The organism is Lentisphaera profundi, assembly GCF_028728065.1.
Lineage (GTDB): Bacteria > Verrucomicrobiota > Lentisphaeria > Lentisphaerales > Lentisphaeraceae > Lentisphaera > Lentisphaera profundi.
Window position 1 is genome coordinate 2,232,964 of the sequence record NZ_CP117811.1, and the last position, 16,723, is coordinate 2,249,686.

A 16,723-nucleotide genomic window follows, 5' to 3' on the forward strand; every position below is an offset into this window, starting at 1 on the left:
CTATGTCGAACAAAGCAAACATTAATTCTTTTGATGCTTTAGAACAATTTGCAGGGCACTTAAAAAAATCTCGTGAGCAAATCACTCAAGCCGCAAGTGAGATCCGCAACGAAATATTCCGTCGCCAAAAAACCATTCAAGAAACGCTCCCTCAACAAATTAACAAGCAAATCTTGCACTGCCAAGAACTCATTAAAAGCACCAAACAAAACTCAGGTTTCCGCCCATCGGCAGAAGCCAAGGAAATATTACAACGTGCCAAAGATAAACTCATTGAGCTCGACAAGAAAAAAGCTATCCTACAAAAGTGGCAGCAAAAGTTGCCCGCACTACTCGAACCTCACCATGTACAGATCATTAAATTCCGCTCATACACAGACCTTGAAATCCAACGCGCAAGTGAATCACTCTTGCAAAAGCTAAAAACTCTCGATGAGTACACTCAAATAAAGGCTAAAAAAGAGCTATGAATTTCCTTACACACCGACAACATCTCCTCGAATTGAGCCAAATCAATCAACAAAAATGGCTCAAACTAAAAAACCATTGGAAGGATGACAAAGCCTTAGAATTTGATCGTATCTACCTCAAAAACTTTCGACGCCATTTAAACTTAACACTTGATAGCCTTGATGAACTAGAACAAATCTTCCGACACTTCAAAGAGGAGTTCGAACAATGATTTTTCCTCTAACTCCAGAGAAACTAAAGAAACAATTAGCTGAGCTTAATCACAGTCAAAATGAAGCTCTAATTAGAATTGAAAAGCTCAAAGATCAACAAGCGCATGACTTAGAGAACAAGCACCGCATTTTCAATACCAAAAATAATTCCATCTCTAATGACTCTGTGCAACAAAAACAAGCAATTGAAGAGCTGTTTAGAGATCAAGTTTTAACAATAAAAAGAAAACAGCAAGACGAAGTTCAAAAAATTCAAAATGCTCTGCGTCAAGAAGAAATGCTCATTCAAAATAAATACAACGCCATCGGAGATATTGATCGTCGTGCAATGGCAGATTCTTGTCGAGAGCACCGCGAAACCTGCGACACAAACGTCAAAATTTCCGATGACCAACATTCCGAACGAATGCTCACCCTTGAAGCGATGCATTCTTTCCTCGAAGAAACCACTAAATTCATTAAGAAACATGGCCGTTTACAAGAGCCCGTCTTCACTGACGAAGCTCTAGAAGACCTCATACGAGACGATAAAGAATTCGATCGCGATCTAGCTCTAACAACCCTCATGTACGAAGATGTTTCTAGTAAAGTAGCACAGCTACAACTCAAGCTAAAAGACCTTAAAACGAAAATACAAAATAAACTCATTTTTAAGCTTTTTCAGATAATTAGCCCTATAATCGCCTACTCAATCGTCATCATTATCCACACCCCTTTACTTCTCTTTTCTTATAATTATAAACCCGATTTCTTTCCATTTCTATACCCTGCTCTTTCTGCGGGAATTAGCTTATTCATCCTCAGTTTATTAGTCTTACTTCGTAAACATCTACTAAATAAACTCTTATCTCAAGCATCCACTGCTCAAGCACAGCTTAGCCCCCTCTTGGTTTTCTGCCAAGAATTAGCCGTAAGTAAAAATGAATCGCGCTTAATTGATGCAAAGAATGGTTTTATGAAAATCCAAAAAAATGAAGATATTAAGCTTGAAGAAAAACTTCGCTTAATTGAAATTGAACAACTTGTTGAAATGGATAAAATCTCCAAGGGCTTCTATGAAAAAATCCATGAAATTGAAGCCATTGGAAATAAAGCGCTAGAATTAGTACTCAAAGAAAGGCAAAAACTATGGGATCAGCATGACGTCAATGCTAAAGAAAAAAGTCGTCAACTTGAAGAAGACCACACACAAAACATAATCAACTTTGAAGAGCAAGCTAAAACACTGCTCAAAGAACAGTCCGCTCTAGCTAAAAATGAAATTATCACCGCGTGTACAGACTTAAAACACAGTATCGAAGAAAGTCAGAAATTTCAAAATCTACTTTTCCCTAACTTTCAACAGGCCCAAGATTCATGGAGTCCTCAAATTGATTTCCACAACCAAATAGCCTTCTCCTCCATCGATGTGCCACTCTATAAACAACTGAAATACCCTGACGACAGCTTTGTCAAAGAGCAATTGCCCGAGAGTATCACTGTCCCGACCCTTCTTGAACTCCCCAATAACGCTTCCCTTTATATAGATGCTGATTCTTCAAAACGTGCCCCTGCGCTACGTTTATTGAGTAATACACTCCTACGTATATTACTTACTATCCCCCCAGGAAAAGCTCGTTTCACTTTTATTGATCCTCTATCTCTCGGAGAAAACTTTGCTGCTTTCATGCACCTCAACGACTACCAAGAGAGTTTAACTGGCGGAAAAATAAGTACAAAAACATCCGCCATTGATCAAGTCCTTGGCGATTTAAATGAACATCTCGAAACGGTTATTCAAAAATACTTGCGCAATGAATATTCTAATATCTGTAAATATAACCTCGCTGCAGGTGAAATCGCGGAACCTTTTCATTTCCTCGCCATTGCAGACTTCCCTTTTAACTTTTCTGAAGAAGCCATAAAGCGTCTAATTATTATCGCCCAAAATGGTGCTCGCTGCGGTGTATATCTTATCATCCACCACAACCCCGATCACCCTATCCCTGGGGGCTTACGTGTGGATGAAATCAAAAATCATTGCATCTTTTTAGAACCTAAAGAGGATAGCTTTGAATGGCGTAAATCTCTCTTTAAGCAAACTCAACTCAATCTCAGCCCTGCTCCGGCACCAGAGCTCATGAATGATTTAATAAAAAAAGTTGGTTCAGCTTCTTCGGCCGCTTCTTCCGTCAAAATCCCCTTTTCGAAAATCCAAGAAAAATCCCTTTGGAAATCCAGCACCAAGAACTCTTTATCCGTAACGATCGGTCTCACTGGCACACGTCATCAAGAACTATCTTTCGGACATGGCACGGCTCAGCATTGCCTATTAGCAGGAAAAACTGGCTCGGGAAAATCAAACTTAATCCACGTAATCATCACCAACATGGCTATCAAGTATTCTCCCGATGAGCTACAGTTTTTCCTAATCGATTTCAAAAAAGGCGTCGAATTCAAAAGCTATGCAAATGAAGCTTTACCTCATGCACGTGCGATTGCCATTGAATCAGATCGTGAGTTTGGCATTAGCGTACTCCGCAAAATTGATGAAGAACTCAAAGATCGAGGCGATAAATTCCGCAGTCTCAATGCTCAAAACATTAGCCAATTCCGAGACAACTCACAGAAAACTATGCCCCGTATACTATTGGTGATAGATGAATTCCAAGAGTTTTTCACCGAAGATGATAATCTCGCAAAAGATGCAATCCTACTATTGGATCGCATTGTGCGCCAAGGCCGTGCTTTTGGCATTCACGTTCTACTGGGGTCACAAACTTTGGGTGGCACACAAACCTTACCTCGCTCTACCATGGGACAAATGGGGATCAGAATTGCACTGCAATGTAACGAAAGTGATTCCTACCTGATTTTTAACGAAAATAATAATGCCGCCCGCTTACTTTCTCGTCCTGGCGAAGCCATCCTCAATAGTCATTCAGGTCTACCAGAACACAACTCACCATTCCAAACAGCTTGGATAAGCGAAGATATACATCATAAAGAATTAAGTCGTCTTAGAAACAAAAAACATGGCCACCCATTCATATTTGAAGGCAATGTTCCGGCACAACTAGAAACTTGTAAAGCCTACTTAGATGCCCCCGATGCAAATACTTTTTATCTAGGTGAGCCCTGTGCCATCGAAGATAGTAAACAAATCACATTCAAGTCATCACCGAGTCAAAATGCACTACTGATTACTTCTAGCAAAGAAACTTGCTTAAGTATTTTTATGAGTTCCCTTAGCTTAGCCAAAAAACACCACGTTGAATCACAATTCTACTTCCTCAACGGCATGCAGGATGATGAACAATACCAAGCTTATTTCAATTTAATAGGTAGCAGTATCAACACGGCTTATCCAGCTAAAGCTGAAGTATTAATTGACGATTTATATAAAATTTTGCAAAGTAGACAAGATCAAAATAACCCAAGTCCGATTTATGTTTTTTCCGCCAATCTGCAGCGTTTTAGACAGCTCCAAAAACAAGACGATTTCTCATGGGACGAATCAGAAAAGACTCCTGCAGATAAATTTGATGAGCTCATTCAACTCGGCCCAGAAAATCACATCCACTTTTTCTTACATTGCGACTCTTTCTCCAGTTACTTGCGCATCCTCAGTAACAAACGTCTACAGGATTTTGATTATCGCATACTTACACAAATGTCTCAAACTGACTCTTTATCCTGTATTGATAGAAGTGATGCCGCTAAGCTGGAACTACATACGGCTCTTCTCTACCAAGATCATAATGGTTCTATTCAAAAACTCAGGCCTTTTGAACTACCTGCGATCACATTTTTCAAAGGCTAAAGCCACCCAAACCCCTTGAACTAAACAAGTCATAAGCGTTGTATTGGGAAACTCCGAAGCTATCTTTTCCAATAAAAATTAGCTAGGAAATATAAAAATATGAGCATCGAAGACTTCACATCCATCAAGCTTTATACCCTTAAAAATACGCAAGGCACTATTGTTAAAGTTACAAATTATGGTGCAATTATCACCTCTATAATCACGGCTGATAATCAAGGTGAATTCACGGATATTGCCCTCGGTCATAACAGCCTTGATGAATACCTTACGGCTGTAGACAAACCTTACTTCGGCGCCATTGCAGGTCCTTTTGCCAATCGTATTGCCAAAGGTAAATTCACTTTAAATGATAAAACTTATCAGCTTGCGATTAATAATGGTGAGAACCATCTTCATGGCGGAAATATTGGCCTTGATAAAGTTATTTGGTCTCCCACAGCAATCAGTGGAGAAGAATTTTCGGGACTCTCACTTTCCTACATAGCTGCCGATGGAGAAGAAAACTATCCCGGCAATGTCGCTTTCACAGTGGAGTACAAACTCTGGGACAATAATGACTTAGAAATTTATTATCAAGCATCTAGTGATCAAGACACCTATATCAACCTTACAAATCACAGCTACTTCAACTTAAAAGGAGAAGGGCAAGGAGACGTATTAGATCATCTTGTGTTCATTAATGCCGATCACTACACCCCCACCGACTCTACTGCAATCCCCACGGGAGCCATTGTGGAAGTGGCAAACGGCCCTTTTGATTTCACTAAAGAGAAAGCTATAACCACCGATATTGATTCCGATCATGAACAAATAAAATTTGGCAATGGTTATGACCATAACTTTGTTCTAAATAAAAATACTGATGAAAAAATGAGTCTCGCTGCAAGTGTTTACGAGAGCCTGTCAGGTCGTTACCTCGAAGTCTTCACAGAAGAGCCGGGAATTCAATTCTACACAGCAAACTACCTCGATGGCCGACTCGCCAGCAAGAATGGAGAAACTTATATTAAACGCGGAGGATTCTGCCTAGAAACACAGCATTTTCCCGATTCGCCTAACCAAGAAAACTTCCCTTCTACACTGCTCAAAGCAGGAGAGCCTTTCTCTAGTAAAACAATTTATTCTTTCAGTGTAAAATAAGTTTCTGTAGGGGTCGTTTCATCGTGACAGCTAAATACACACTCAGCTCCTTGGATAACAAATCCTAGTAGCACTAAGATACTTCTACGATTTTCTCCATTTATAAACTTTGTAAAAGTACTTCTTTCACAGGCACACAAAAGCCTTCAGCTAAGCTGAAGGCTTTTTTAGTTTAAGAATTATTTTTCAATAGTTTCTTCTACCATTTCTTCGAGTTCATTTTTTGTTGCGGCTGTAAAGGTCGCTACAACTACCACATCCTGCATATCAAAATAGGCTTTATTGGTATTTGTGGTCCCGAGTTCCATTAAAAAAATAACCTGATTATCTTCAAGAGTTACCCGACCATTTTCATCTATATAATCCGCTAGAAAATCCTTTACAGATAACTGCCCACTATAGCCATCTAAATTTGATACATAGTCGCCGTCACGGTATACCTGTAAATTATCCGAATTTTGTAAATTATTCGAATCATGAGCTGCAGAAGCATTCACCTGAATACTTGCTCCTTCACTGATAGTCAAAGACAAATTCAAGCCTTCAACTCCAACGACTTGATCGGTATGTTCATCGCCATCTTCATTGAGCCAATTCATCGGTGCACCATCAAGATTAATATTTGATTTAACTGTATTCGATGAATAACCTGAACCTACAAGCTCCAAGACCACGTCCATATCTTCTCCTGCTACAATCGTGTTACCTCCACCTGGAGGAATTATAATAGTTGGAGGGACTATTGGAGCTTCCGTTGGAATAGATCGAACCGTTGGAGGCTCATTTGGAATAGATCGAACCGTTAGAGGCTCAGTTGGTTCGGACCCCCTAGACCTAGCAATTCCTGCTAAGTTATTGTCTCCTCCATGAAGATAAACAATATTATATAGATCATCATGGAAGCTTGCCAACTTATCGTAAATGACCATGTACTCTTCTATTGCTAAAGTCGACATATCCATGGCGTCTTCACTTTCTACCATCTTTTTTGTGGGTACTACGAAATATGAAGTATCAGATAAATCATTCAATCCAAGATCTAGGCGCACAGAATCTGATGGGCATATCATTATTCCATAATTCTCTTCATCTATATAAGCTTCCAAAAAACTAAAATCGGAAAAACTATCTAGTTTTGGCATATCCATATTCAAATCTTTTTTGGCTACTTCTACCATTTGCTGAATTTGCTTTAATTGATTCAAGCAAGTTGTTCTTTTCGCTTCATCGCGAATGTGAATAAAACTTGTTGCTATTAACGATGCTAATATTGTCACGATTGTTAAGCTGATTAACATTTCAAATATTGAGAAATATTTCTTGTTTTGCTGTTTCATCCTAATCTCCTTTACTTTTTAGTAATGTAATCATTTTATCACAAATAATTTTTCACTAATTAAAAGTATAATCACACCAGGAACTACACAAGCAATACGTTCAATACCGAATAAAATAATTAACATAAAACTTTTAATAACAACACTTTAAGGATTAATGGTGGTTTTTTAATTTTTCATTAATACTCTTTATTGCCGTGTGAAAAAAATAACACCTCATACTGATTCAATAGCACCATGATTTTCTATTGATTCTATCAATCATACATCGAGAGGATTATCTTGGTGATTAAGCACTCAAAAACCACCCTATTGACCGATACCTAAATATCCGTAAGGATTCATTTATATTTACATGGGCGATGGTCCGTACATAGAGCTCCCTCCTCCTAACTTGATTGATACTTAAGTACCAGTCTCTAAATGAGACTATTTTCATCAGAATTGTCACGGTTAGAATTGATTAAAATTCTTCCAGTCTTATTTGTGGGTTTAACATGCTGAAATTATATTAAGACGGGGTGAATTTTGTTTAAAATTATTAAAGAGTTGGTGAGACAAACTAAGTCATACGTCAATAGAGATGAACCGGCCTTATTAACATTTTTATTTCACTCGATTTTTAAAAATGAAGAAGAATTTCAGCATAAACTCATAGACCCTCAGCAATACGTCACCCTCGATGTCTATCGCTGGTTTATTGAATATTTTTTGGATGCTGGATATAAATTTATCAGTCCTGAAGATCTAAAAGATTTATCGCCTGAAGGAAAATATATCTTATCTACTTTTGATGATGGCTATTTCAACAACACCTATGTTTTACCTCTTTTAGAAGAGTATAAAACCCCCGCCGTATTTTTTATTACAACTGATAATGTCATTAATCAAGAATGCTTTTGGTGGGATGTTGTCTTTAGGGAACTGAGTAAACAGGGCTTAGAGCGCAAAGCGATCTCAAAAGAACAAGGCAAGCTAAAGTCTTTCAAACACCCAGAACTCGTGATTGAATTAAAAAAACGCTTTGGCGAGGACTGTTTTGTTCCACAGGGTGAGTTAGACAGGCCTTTGACAATTAATGAACTAAAAGACTTTTCTAAGCATGAATATGTGCATATTGGAAATCATACTAAGAATCATTATATCTTGGATAAATACACTTATGCACAACAAGCTGAGCAAATCACAGGCTGTAGCCAATCGTTAGAAGATATACTAGGCTCAAAAAGTGAAATCATTGCCTATCCCAACGGCAATTATAATGAGGATACTTTGAGAGCCTCTGCGGACTTTGATTTTGGTATTACAGTAAAAAAACGAAAGAACTTCTTGCCCATTGACAACCCTTTAGAACTGGGTCGCCATGTTTTATGGGGAAATAAGTCACTGAAGCGTCAAGGCGATATTTTTAGATCTAACTGGTAGGGATGCATAATGAATAAAAAAGTTATTGCCTTGGTAAAAGCCAGTGCACATCAATTTTACTTTGTGAATAAAATCCACAAAGAATACCCCTTAGCTTTGGTGATTATTGAAGATAAGTATCTAGGGGAACTCCCGGCCTTGAAACGCTTACAAGCTAGACGAGCACTCGGTCCAAGATATATTGCGAAACCTCATGCTAGTAATCGCATAAAGAGCAAAACTTTAGTTAGCATTAATGATGATATTTTTGGGGAAGATTGGTTAGACTTAGAAAATGATCTAAAAGTTTTTTATTGTAAGTCTGTGAATTCTCCTGAAGTTGAGAACTTACTCAAGCAAGAAAAGCCCGATGTACTTATTGATCATGGCACTTCAATTGTTAAAGATCATATTATTGATTTAGCTCCCATGGCCATTAATCTACACTGGGGCTTATCTCCTTATTATCGTGGGACTCGCTGTACTGAATGGGCCTTAATTAATTGGGACCCATATAATATTGGCGTGACGATTCATTGGTTGACGAAGAAAATTGACGGCGGTGGTGTCATTGCTCAGGAGAGACTTGCACTCAATGAGGAGGACTCTGTTCATACTATTAATATGAAACTGAGTTTTCATGGTACACAACTTGTGTTAGATACCATAAAAGCAATCAATCGTGGTGAAGAAATTCAATCTGAGCAACAAGATCACGCCTTGGGTTATTTGACTTTGAACCGTCAATGGACCAAATCGCTTAAAGAGCAGATCAAAGAAATCGAAGCCAATGATATAATCACAAAGATGCTCAAGCACCCCGCAAGGCGCGAGAAAATGCCCATCAAGTCTTTTGAGATCAATAACTCTTAGCATTGCCTTGATCTATGTACCATTAGGCTAGTTTCTTGCAGGGCTATTAGCGGGTATATGCCTGTTGCCACTCAAAAATCAGCCCACGCGTGATCGTCATTTAGAAAAATGGCACTATTGGTTTTGCGAACTCCGCAACTCAAGCCGATACGAGGACAAAATTAAAGTCGCCATAAACTTCATACAAATCCTTTAATGAGACGATTTATCTTTCTTCTTCTTTTTTGATGCTTTATCAAGGCTTTTTAAATAAGCTACCATATCGCGCAACTCTCCTGCTTGAAGTAAAAGATGCATCGGTGGCATCGGCGACATTGGCGGCATCATCGTCTTGATATCTTTGCGCTTGTAGGCTACCGTTCTGCCATTCGCTCCTTTGATTTTTACCACTTGATCATCCTCGCCCATGTAAGTCCCACTAAAGGCTTCATCATCCTTATTTGTTATACTTGTTATGCCAAAGCCTGGCGCCACCCTTGCCCCTGGATCTACAATGGATTCTAATAAATAGCGTCGGTCATAACTTTTACCTATTAAAGTTAAATCAGGACCTACATCAGCGCCATATCCATTGACCTTATGGCAACGTAAACATTGTGCCGCACCATGATTATAAAACACATCACGCCCACGATCGACATCACCGCCTTCTAGCGCATAAGTGAATTTATCTGTGATTGCTCCCCGCGCCATTTTCGCATCTACATCAGCCAACTTCTTTTTGAAGTCCTTAGAAGATTTTGCTCTACTTGAATTCAATACTTCAAGCATGACTTCTCTGTCACCCTTGCCCATTAAAAATTGATCCAGTTGATTTAAGAGGTGGCGATCATTACTAGATCCTTTCTCCATTAATTTGTAGCACAGCTGACGTTCAGATCTTGTTCCATTTTGAATTATCTTGGAGGCCTGCAATTGTGCTTTTTCAGGATCTTGGATATTTAATTGCTCCAATGATTTCAATCGAATAAGCTCACTCTTATCTTTTAATAAATTCATCAAGTGGATCGAGCTCAATTCTCCTCGTTGACTCAAGCTTTCTAGAGCTCCAATGCGAATTTCACTAATAAGTTTCTGATTATTTAAATGAGCCATCAAGATGTCGCTGCTAATAGGAAAATCACAGTTATTTGCTAAACGATTAAGTTGAGCCAATAGTTTACCCTGAGATTTTTTTAGTAAGTCTCCCAGTTGGGCATGAAGTAGATCCTTAATATCAGCTCTTGGATGTAGATATTCACGAGGTAATCCAGTGGTATTATCCAATAAAGCTTTGTCATCCCATGCCTGAAGAGCCGCCACCGCTTCTTGGACCATAGATTCCGATAAATCTTTTCTACTCGCATATTGAACTAAACGCTCAGCGGATTTTTCATCACCCAAATAATAATTGGCATTAATCACACGCAAATGCATGAGCTCATCCATCGCTCCGTTAGGCTTAGATAAATCTACTAATAATGATGCCAAGGCTTGCTGTGCACCTCCGTCAATAAGGCGATCATTTATTGCACGTATGGCTTCATCGCGGATTTTTTTCTCATCATCTTTTAGAAACAAGCGGATATTAGGATCCAATGTTTTACGCAGTGCCAATAAGACTATCATGCGTACCGCCACTGAAGAGTCTTTTGAATAATTCAGATAAGAACTTGAGTCTTTCATTCCAGCTAAAGCCATCACCAGACCATGTTGAAGAAAGCGATCTTGCCCCGCATTTCTCCGTTGAGCTTCAATAATTGCGGGTACCGCAAGTTCATCGCCAATACGCCCTAAGCCAATACCCGCATACATAATAGCTCGAGCATGAGTGTCTTCCAAAGCCTTGAGCAATTCATTCATTGCGGATTTATCACGATGATCACCCAAGGCTCGAGCACATTGAATCCTCACTTGTGCATCTTCATCACTCATAAGCAGTGACTTTAAAGGTTTGAGTAAAGAAATGTTTTTACTAGCAAGCATCCCCAAACCCCATATCCCATGGATGCGTTGTAATTGTGGCGCTTGCTTATCTTGTGCGGCTTTCGCAAAAAACTCTGCGCCTGCTTTTCTTTTTGCCAATTCAAACTGAGCCTTGAGACGTACTTGCTGGTGATCTCGTGCCAGGAGTTCATAGAGTTCTGGATCCGATCTCTTTGAAAAGTCACTCGTAAGAATAATTTCATTTTCTTTCACTTCTTTTTTATCAGTCTCACCAGGAACTTCAAGAGAAAAGATGTTCCCTTCATCTCTATTCAAATATCCCCCATTATTAAACTCAGAAATATACATCTTACCATCAGGGCCAAAATCCATATCCACTAAATTTGAACCTGTGAAAAAAACCTCTAAATTTTTCATTTCAAAGCCTGCACCTTTTTCGTCCAGATCAAACATCGAAATGCGTGTTTTTGGTGAGCCACCTTTGAAAATATTTACAAAAAATTTATTGTCAAAATCTTTCCCCAGTGAATTAGACGGATTGAACAAAAAACCCGATGGTCCACCAATAATCTGACCTATACTAGGCAACAAATACGCTGGCTGATCTTCTTCATTCGCAAGGTATAAGTTCTCGCTCATCCACGCGCAATTCATAGATTTCTTTTCTGCATAAACATAAGAACGAAAATTCAATTTTGAGGCAAAAGCCAAAAGGTTCTGATGCCCTGCATGCCAACCCGCATCGCCACCTTCAACAAGGTAGTTAATTCGCTCTAAATCCCCTTTATCTGAATCATTATCCGCTGTGAATAAATTCCCATAATCATCAAACTGAAGCTCCTGCGGATTGCGCAAACGATCCACAAACACTTCGATATTAGACCCCTCAGGATCACAGCGAAATACGGCACCTTCATTAGGCCCATGAAACTTTTTGCCTTCCTTAGTCGTGAAACTATAGCCACGATCACCAATTGACCAATAAAGCTTGCCATCTGGCCCCCATACTAAGCCATGCATATCGTGTCCGGAATAACTCATGCGAATACCAAAACCATCTTGTAGCGACGTGCGTTTATCCAAAACACCATCGCCATTGCTATCTTCAAGCATCCACAGATGAGGAATATTGGTATAATACACTTTCCCATCACGCTCAATGATGCCTAAGCCTGGTCCATCGAGAATATCATTAAAACCATCCGCATAAACTTTTGCGCTGTCCGCACGGCCATCACCATTGCTATCCTTTAGAATCTTGATGACATCAGCCTTATCTCGATAATGAGCCTCTGGATGTTTATCATAATGCTTTTCATACATCGCTAAGCGATCGGCATTTGACTCAATTAAGATATCGTCCATCAGCATGTAGGGTCGATGACGAATATCGTCCACACCAAAACGCCAGCGATGGATCTCTGTAAGGAGAAGGCTACCTTTTGAATCGAAAGTAATCGCCATCGGATTTTTGATCTGAGATTTATCTGCCCATAAACGAGCCTTAAAGCCATTAGGCATTTTGAAGTTTTTTATTTTTTGCGCTTCTGCTTTTTCGTAATCAGCAGGACTCTTTGCACTCAGGTTAAGTGCGCTTCCCGTTAGCAAGGCAAAACAAAGGACTTTGTTTGTGAAATTTGACATAAATGTGCAATCCTTCTAAAAGTTAGGCTTTGTAAGAAGGGCTATATTTTTTTTCTGATCTTAATCAACAAATCACGCGTTGCCTTAATCCCTTCCACTTCCTTTAATTTCTTGCCTTCGTACTCGACTCCAACATAGCCACGGTAACCCGCATCTAAAACGATTTTTATCATCTTTTCGTAGTCGGTGTGAATCTCATTTCCATACTCATCAAAATCATGACTCTTGGCACTCACTCCTTTAGCATAAGGCATAAGCTCCTGCACCCCTTGGTAGCGATCATATTCTTTGAAATTACCAAAATCGGGTAAGGTCCCACAGTTGGGCATATCAACTTTTTTCATTACCCCAGCAAGCCATTTTCCATTAGATGAAAGGCCACCATGGTTTTCCACAATCACATTTATTTGATGCTTTGCTGCAAAAGTTGATAGTGATGCCAAGCCATCTGAGGCGCGTCCCATTTGTTCATCATACGAGCCCTTTGAACGAGCATTAACGCGAATGGAATGGCAGCCCAGAAATTTTGCGGCTTCTACCCAAGTATAATGATTCTCTACCGCACTTTTACGCTTCGTCTCATTAGCATCTCCCAAGTAACCTAAACCATCACACATGATCAGTAAGCTCTTCACGCCATTATCATCACAACGCTTTTTTAATTCGCTCAAGTAAGGAGCATCACTATTTTTAAAAAATTTATTGACGTATTCAACCGCGCCAATTCCACAAGTCTTTTTTGTAAATTCAGGAAAGTCTAAATTATCCAATTCTTTCGCAAATAACTTTTTATGCAAAGACCACTGCGCCAAAGAAATCTTAAAAAGATCATCAGGATCTGAGCTTGCACATGATGCATTAAAAATTGAGCCTACAGTTAGTGCACCAGCACCCTTAACAAAATTTCTGCGATTAAATATCATAACTAACAATCCTTTATTTTTAGAAAAAATTCGTCTTTACCATATACCTAAGGAATATAGGTAATCAGATGATCTATTATAAATTTACACGTCTTTTTTATTCAAACGAAACAGCTGAAGTAAATTTAATTACCATTACTAAGCACTTGATTTGCCATCGTGTCGAAAACTAAGACAATACCTAGATCATTATGAAGAACCTTATCACTCGGCCACAAAATAAGGCATATCAGTATCCAGAATTTTAGACAGCTTTTCAGTCTAGGGTTTTTAAGTATAAAATAATAGATGCTATATCTGTTTCTGATAAAATCCCCGCATAAGTCCCCATCGCCACTGCATAGCCTTTGGCTACTTTTTTATTGGGAAAAAGCAATGACTCTTTGATGAATTTTTTATCTGCTTTCACAGGCTTTGATTTCTCAAAATGCCTTACAGAACCATACATCCCCTTAAAAGTCGGTCCAAGTTTACCTTCTTGGCTTCCATCTAATGAATGACAGGCAATACAAGCATATTGTTTTAGTAAGTACTTTCCATTTTTCTCACTTACGCTTTCTTGTTTTTTGGATTTGAATTTCGCTTCGCTAAGATCATACTTTTTCATATCTTTAAAGGCGTAATGCGCTGATGGCAGCTGCGATAATTGCTCTATACTCAAATATAAACTTTCGTTGAAAGCCTGCTGAGCTTTTCTTAAGCTATAATCAAGACTGAACTGATCGACACTTTCCATTCCTGGAATGACTAAGAACAAAGATTTTTTATCTCTTGATAAACTTACTGATACCGGAAGAATCTCTTCCTTTCCCGCTTGTCCATTAAGCTTAAAATGACCCGATCCGTAGCGGGGACTGCGTTTATAGTTCCAACGCTTAAGATCATAAGAATTGATATCCTTGGCTTTTTCTATATTTAATTCTTGATCAAATCGAAGCTCGATTCCTTCTTTAAACACTTTCACTTCTAAAGGAAAACTGACCGCTTTCCCGGTATAACGAATTCGAGTCAAACCACTATTTTTCGCTAAGTCATTAGAGTATATTTTAAAGCCCGTCAAGTACATAGATCCATCAAAGGGATTAATGGCTCCTTTAATCAGAGGAAAATCCATTTGATAAGAGAGTGGGAAAGCCGCACCAAATCCTTTGCCCTCATAGAGTAAAACTGAGCGGCTTTTATTGTATGAATGACTCAGCAGACGCTTATTTAATGGTCCCAGTGATTTAGAGTCAATAAAATTCATTCCTGCGCATGAAGGTTCAACTTTATGTGGGAGCCAGCTAAATGGTTGTTTAATCTGAATCCGTTTACGATGATTAGCGGGTTTATAACCACCATAATCCCCTTTATTAATCTTTATGAAAGGACTTGAGGGCACAAATTGTCCTTGTTGATCATTGGCGTAAAGCTGTTGTTTTTCAGGATCATAAGCTAAAAAGGGCTCTCGAAAGCCATCGGCTATGATTTCTAAACTTTTTCCCTCATTCGCGATTTTCATGAGGACGCCAGTTTGCTCAATATTTCTAAATTTCTTATCCAAAGGATTTTGTTTAGTATCGTGAATCCCTCCTTTCGCAAGGTAAATATCCCCAATCTCATCAAAGATCATGTCCATCCCAAAATTTCGCGTATTTAGACTATGAGAAAATATACTGGAGTAATTCTCATAAAAATCGGCCTCACCATTATTATCTAAGTCATGAAGGCGAGTGATCTGATCACGACCAAGCACATAAATTTGATCTTTATAAATCTGTAAGGATAGCGGGCTATAAAGCCCTGATGCGAAACGTCGCCAGCGAACTTTTTCTAAATCATCTTTTAGTCCATCGATAAGCCAGACATCACCATCAAAACTTAGTGCCGCAGCTCTGCCATCACTAAAAAAGTCTAATGCTGCTAAACGCACAGACCTTTTCCATGGATTCTTGAGTGGCAAGTCTATTTGATCACTCACATAAGCTCTTTGTGAAGTAGATAACTTTGTACTTGTAGAAATTTCTTCTTCCCAAAAATTGGTTTTATTTAATACAAAGTCATCTGACGCTAAGTTTAACTTCAAGGATGCTAAGAGCTTGGTTTTATTATAGGAAAAGTTGATTTCTAAAGTATTCCTTTGCGGATTACGCAAAAAAATCCGCCCTTGCTTATCAAGTTTTAATTCCCCTGAATTCACAGAGATAGTCAAAACTTGTTCCCCATCATCAATAAGATATATATCGCCCTCTTTTCTCAAATTCTGAAAGGATGTCTTCTGAAATAATAAAAGCGATAAGTCCTCACACTCAGAAAATTTAAATGATCTAGAAAAAAGCTCTCCATCTTTACATTTAAGGATTTCTTTTACCGCTATATCTTTGAGTGAATAAGATAATACCACATGCTTGTTGCTTAGGTAAAGTCCGTGCCAATTTAAATTTTTATGAATCCCAATGGGCAATGCTCTCTTATCTATATGATCCGAATTATCACTTATACCCTTCTCCATGGCAGTAGCAAAGAGTAAGTCACCTTCTATCCGTGGAAACTTTTTTGATTTATTCCCTGTGTTTGGATAAGAAATTTGAGCCATGCTATTATGCTCAAAATCACCCTTCGTCCAAATTGCTGATATTCGCATCAACTCGGTATCAAAACAAGCCCATGTCTTTTGGCCGAGCTGTAACAAGACTGATTTTGATGATACATTCTCTTCCGGAAAGGGATTTTCTGCACTTGCATCCATCGCACTTTGGATAAAGGGAAAGTCTGGCTCAATAAACTTGGCAAATTTTTCCTGCGCTAACAAGGGTGTCGCGAGTATATAACATAAGAAAAGTGGGCGTAAAATTTTAATCATAGTTTATTAATACACTCTTTGCATGCAAAAGCTTTGGTGCTTGTTATCTTTACCAATACTGAATTTGTTTGATTTGATCAAAAACGGCACCGATGATTTAGCTAAGTTGAGTAATGTATATCATACATTAGCTCAAATATAATGAC

At 38.7% G+C, this 16,723-nt stretch carries 10 protein-coding genes; 6 read left to right on the plus strand and 4 right to left on the minus strand.

All coding sequences use genetic code 11. The features are described 5' to 3' along the window. Nucleotides 1-2 precede the first annotated feature (2 nt). The 4 genes from PQO03_RS09005 (at nt 3) to PQO03_RS09020 (ending at nt 5,628) form a co-directional block, all read left to right on the plus strand. Nucleotides 3-470: a hypothetical protein gene (locus PQO03_RS09005; RefSeq protein ID WP_274149683.1), complete on the plus strand. Its 468-nt coding sequence runs from the start codon at nt 3-5 to the stop codon at nt 468-470. Next, entirely contained in the window at nt 467-682 is a 216-nt protein-coding gene (locus PQO03_RS09010; RefSeq protein WP_274149685.1) for a hypothetical protein, read from the plus strand. Before PQO03_RS09005 ends, PQO03_RS09010 begins: the two co-directional genes overlap by 4 nt. Then, complete coding sequence (locus PQO03_RS09015; protein ID WP_274149686.1) at nt 679-4,485, plus strand: FtsK/SpoIIIE domain-containing protein; 3,807 nt, start codon at nt 679-681, stop codon at nt 4,483-4,485. Before PQO03_RS09010 ends, PQO03_RS09015 begins: the two co-directional genes overlap by 4 nt. A 99-nt stretch (nt 4,486-4,584) precedes the next feature. Further along, nucleotides 4,585-5,628, plus strand: a complete 1,044-nt coding sequence (locus tag PQO03_RS09020; protein WP_274149688.1) for an aldose epimerase family protein — start codon at nt 4,585-4,587, stop codon at nt 5,626-5,628. Nucleotides 5,629-5,807: 179 nt separating this feature from the next. Here the strand turns inward: PQO03_RS09020 and PQO03_RS09025 are convergent, their stop codons facing one another. Beyond that, nucleotides 5,808-6,965 carry a type II secretion system protein gene (locus PQO03_RS09025; RefSeq protein WP_274149690.1) on the minus strand — a complete coding sequence of 386 codons (1,158 nt, stop codon included), beginning with the start codon at nt 6,963-6,965 and terminating at the stop codon, nt 5,808-5,810. A gap of 528 nt (nt 6,966-7,493) precedes the next feature. On the opposite strand from PQO03_RS09025, the gene PQO03_RS09030 reads away from it, so the two are divergent. Continuing rightward, nucleotides 7,494-8,390, plus strand: coding sequence for a polysaccharide deacetylase family protein (locus PQO03_RS09030; protein ID WP_274149692.1), 897 nt, complete (start codon nt 7,494-7,496; stop codon nt 8,388-8,390). Between the two features lie 9 nt (nt 8,391-8,399). Further along, nucleotides 8,400-9,242, plus strand: coding sequence for a formyl transferase (locus PQO03_RS09035; RefSeq protein ID WP_274149694.1), 843 nt, complete (start codon nt 8,400-8,402; stop codon nt 9,240-9,242). Nucleotides 9,243-9,434: 192 nt separating this feature from the next. On the opposite strand, the gene PQO03_RS09040 is transcribed toward PQO03_RS09035, so the two are convergent. From PQO03_RS09040 to PQO03_RS09050, 3 genes are all read right to left on the minus strand, one after another. Then, nucleotides 9,435-12,812, minus strand: a complete 3,378-nt coding sequence (locus PQO03_RS09040; RefSeq protein WP_274149696.1) for a DUF7133 domain-containing protein — start codon at nt 12,810-12,812, stop codon at nt 9,435-9,437. A gap of 41 nt (nt 12,813-12,853) precedes the next feature. Further along, complete coding sequence (locus PQO03_RS09045; protein WP_274149698.1) at nt 12,854-13,735, minus strand: sugar phosphate isomerase/epimerase family protein; 882 nt, start codon at nt 13,733-13,735, stop codon at nt 12,854-12,856. A 256-nt stretch (nt 13,736-13,991) separates the two neighbouring features. Continuing rightward, the gene (locus tag PQO03_RS09050) at nt 13,992-16,577 is read right to left on the minus strand and encodes a DUF6797 domain-containing protein (protein WP_274149699.1); all 2,586 of its coding nucleotides are present in this window, start codon (nt 16,575-16,577) and stop codon (nt 13,992-13,994) included. Between the last annotated feature and the right edge of the window lie 146 nt (nt 16,578-16,723).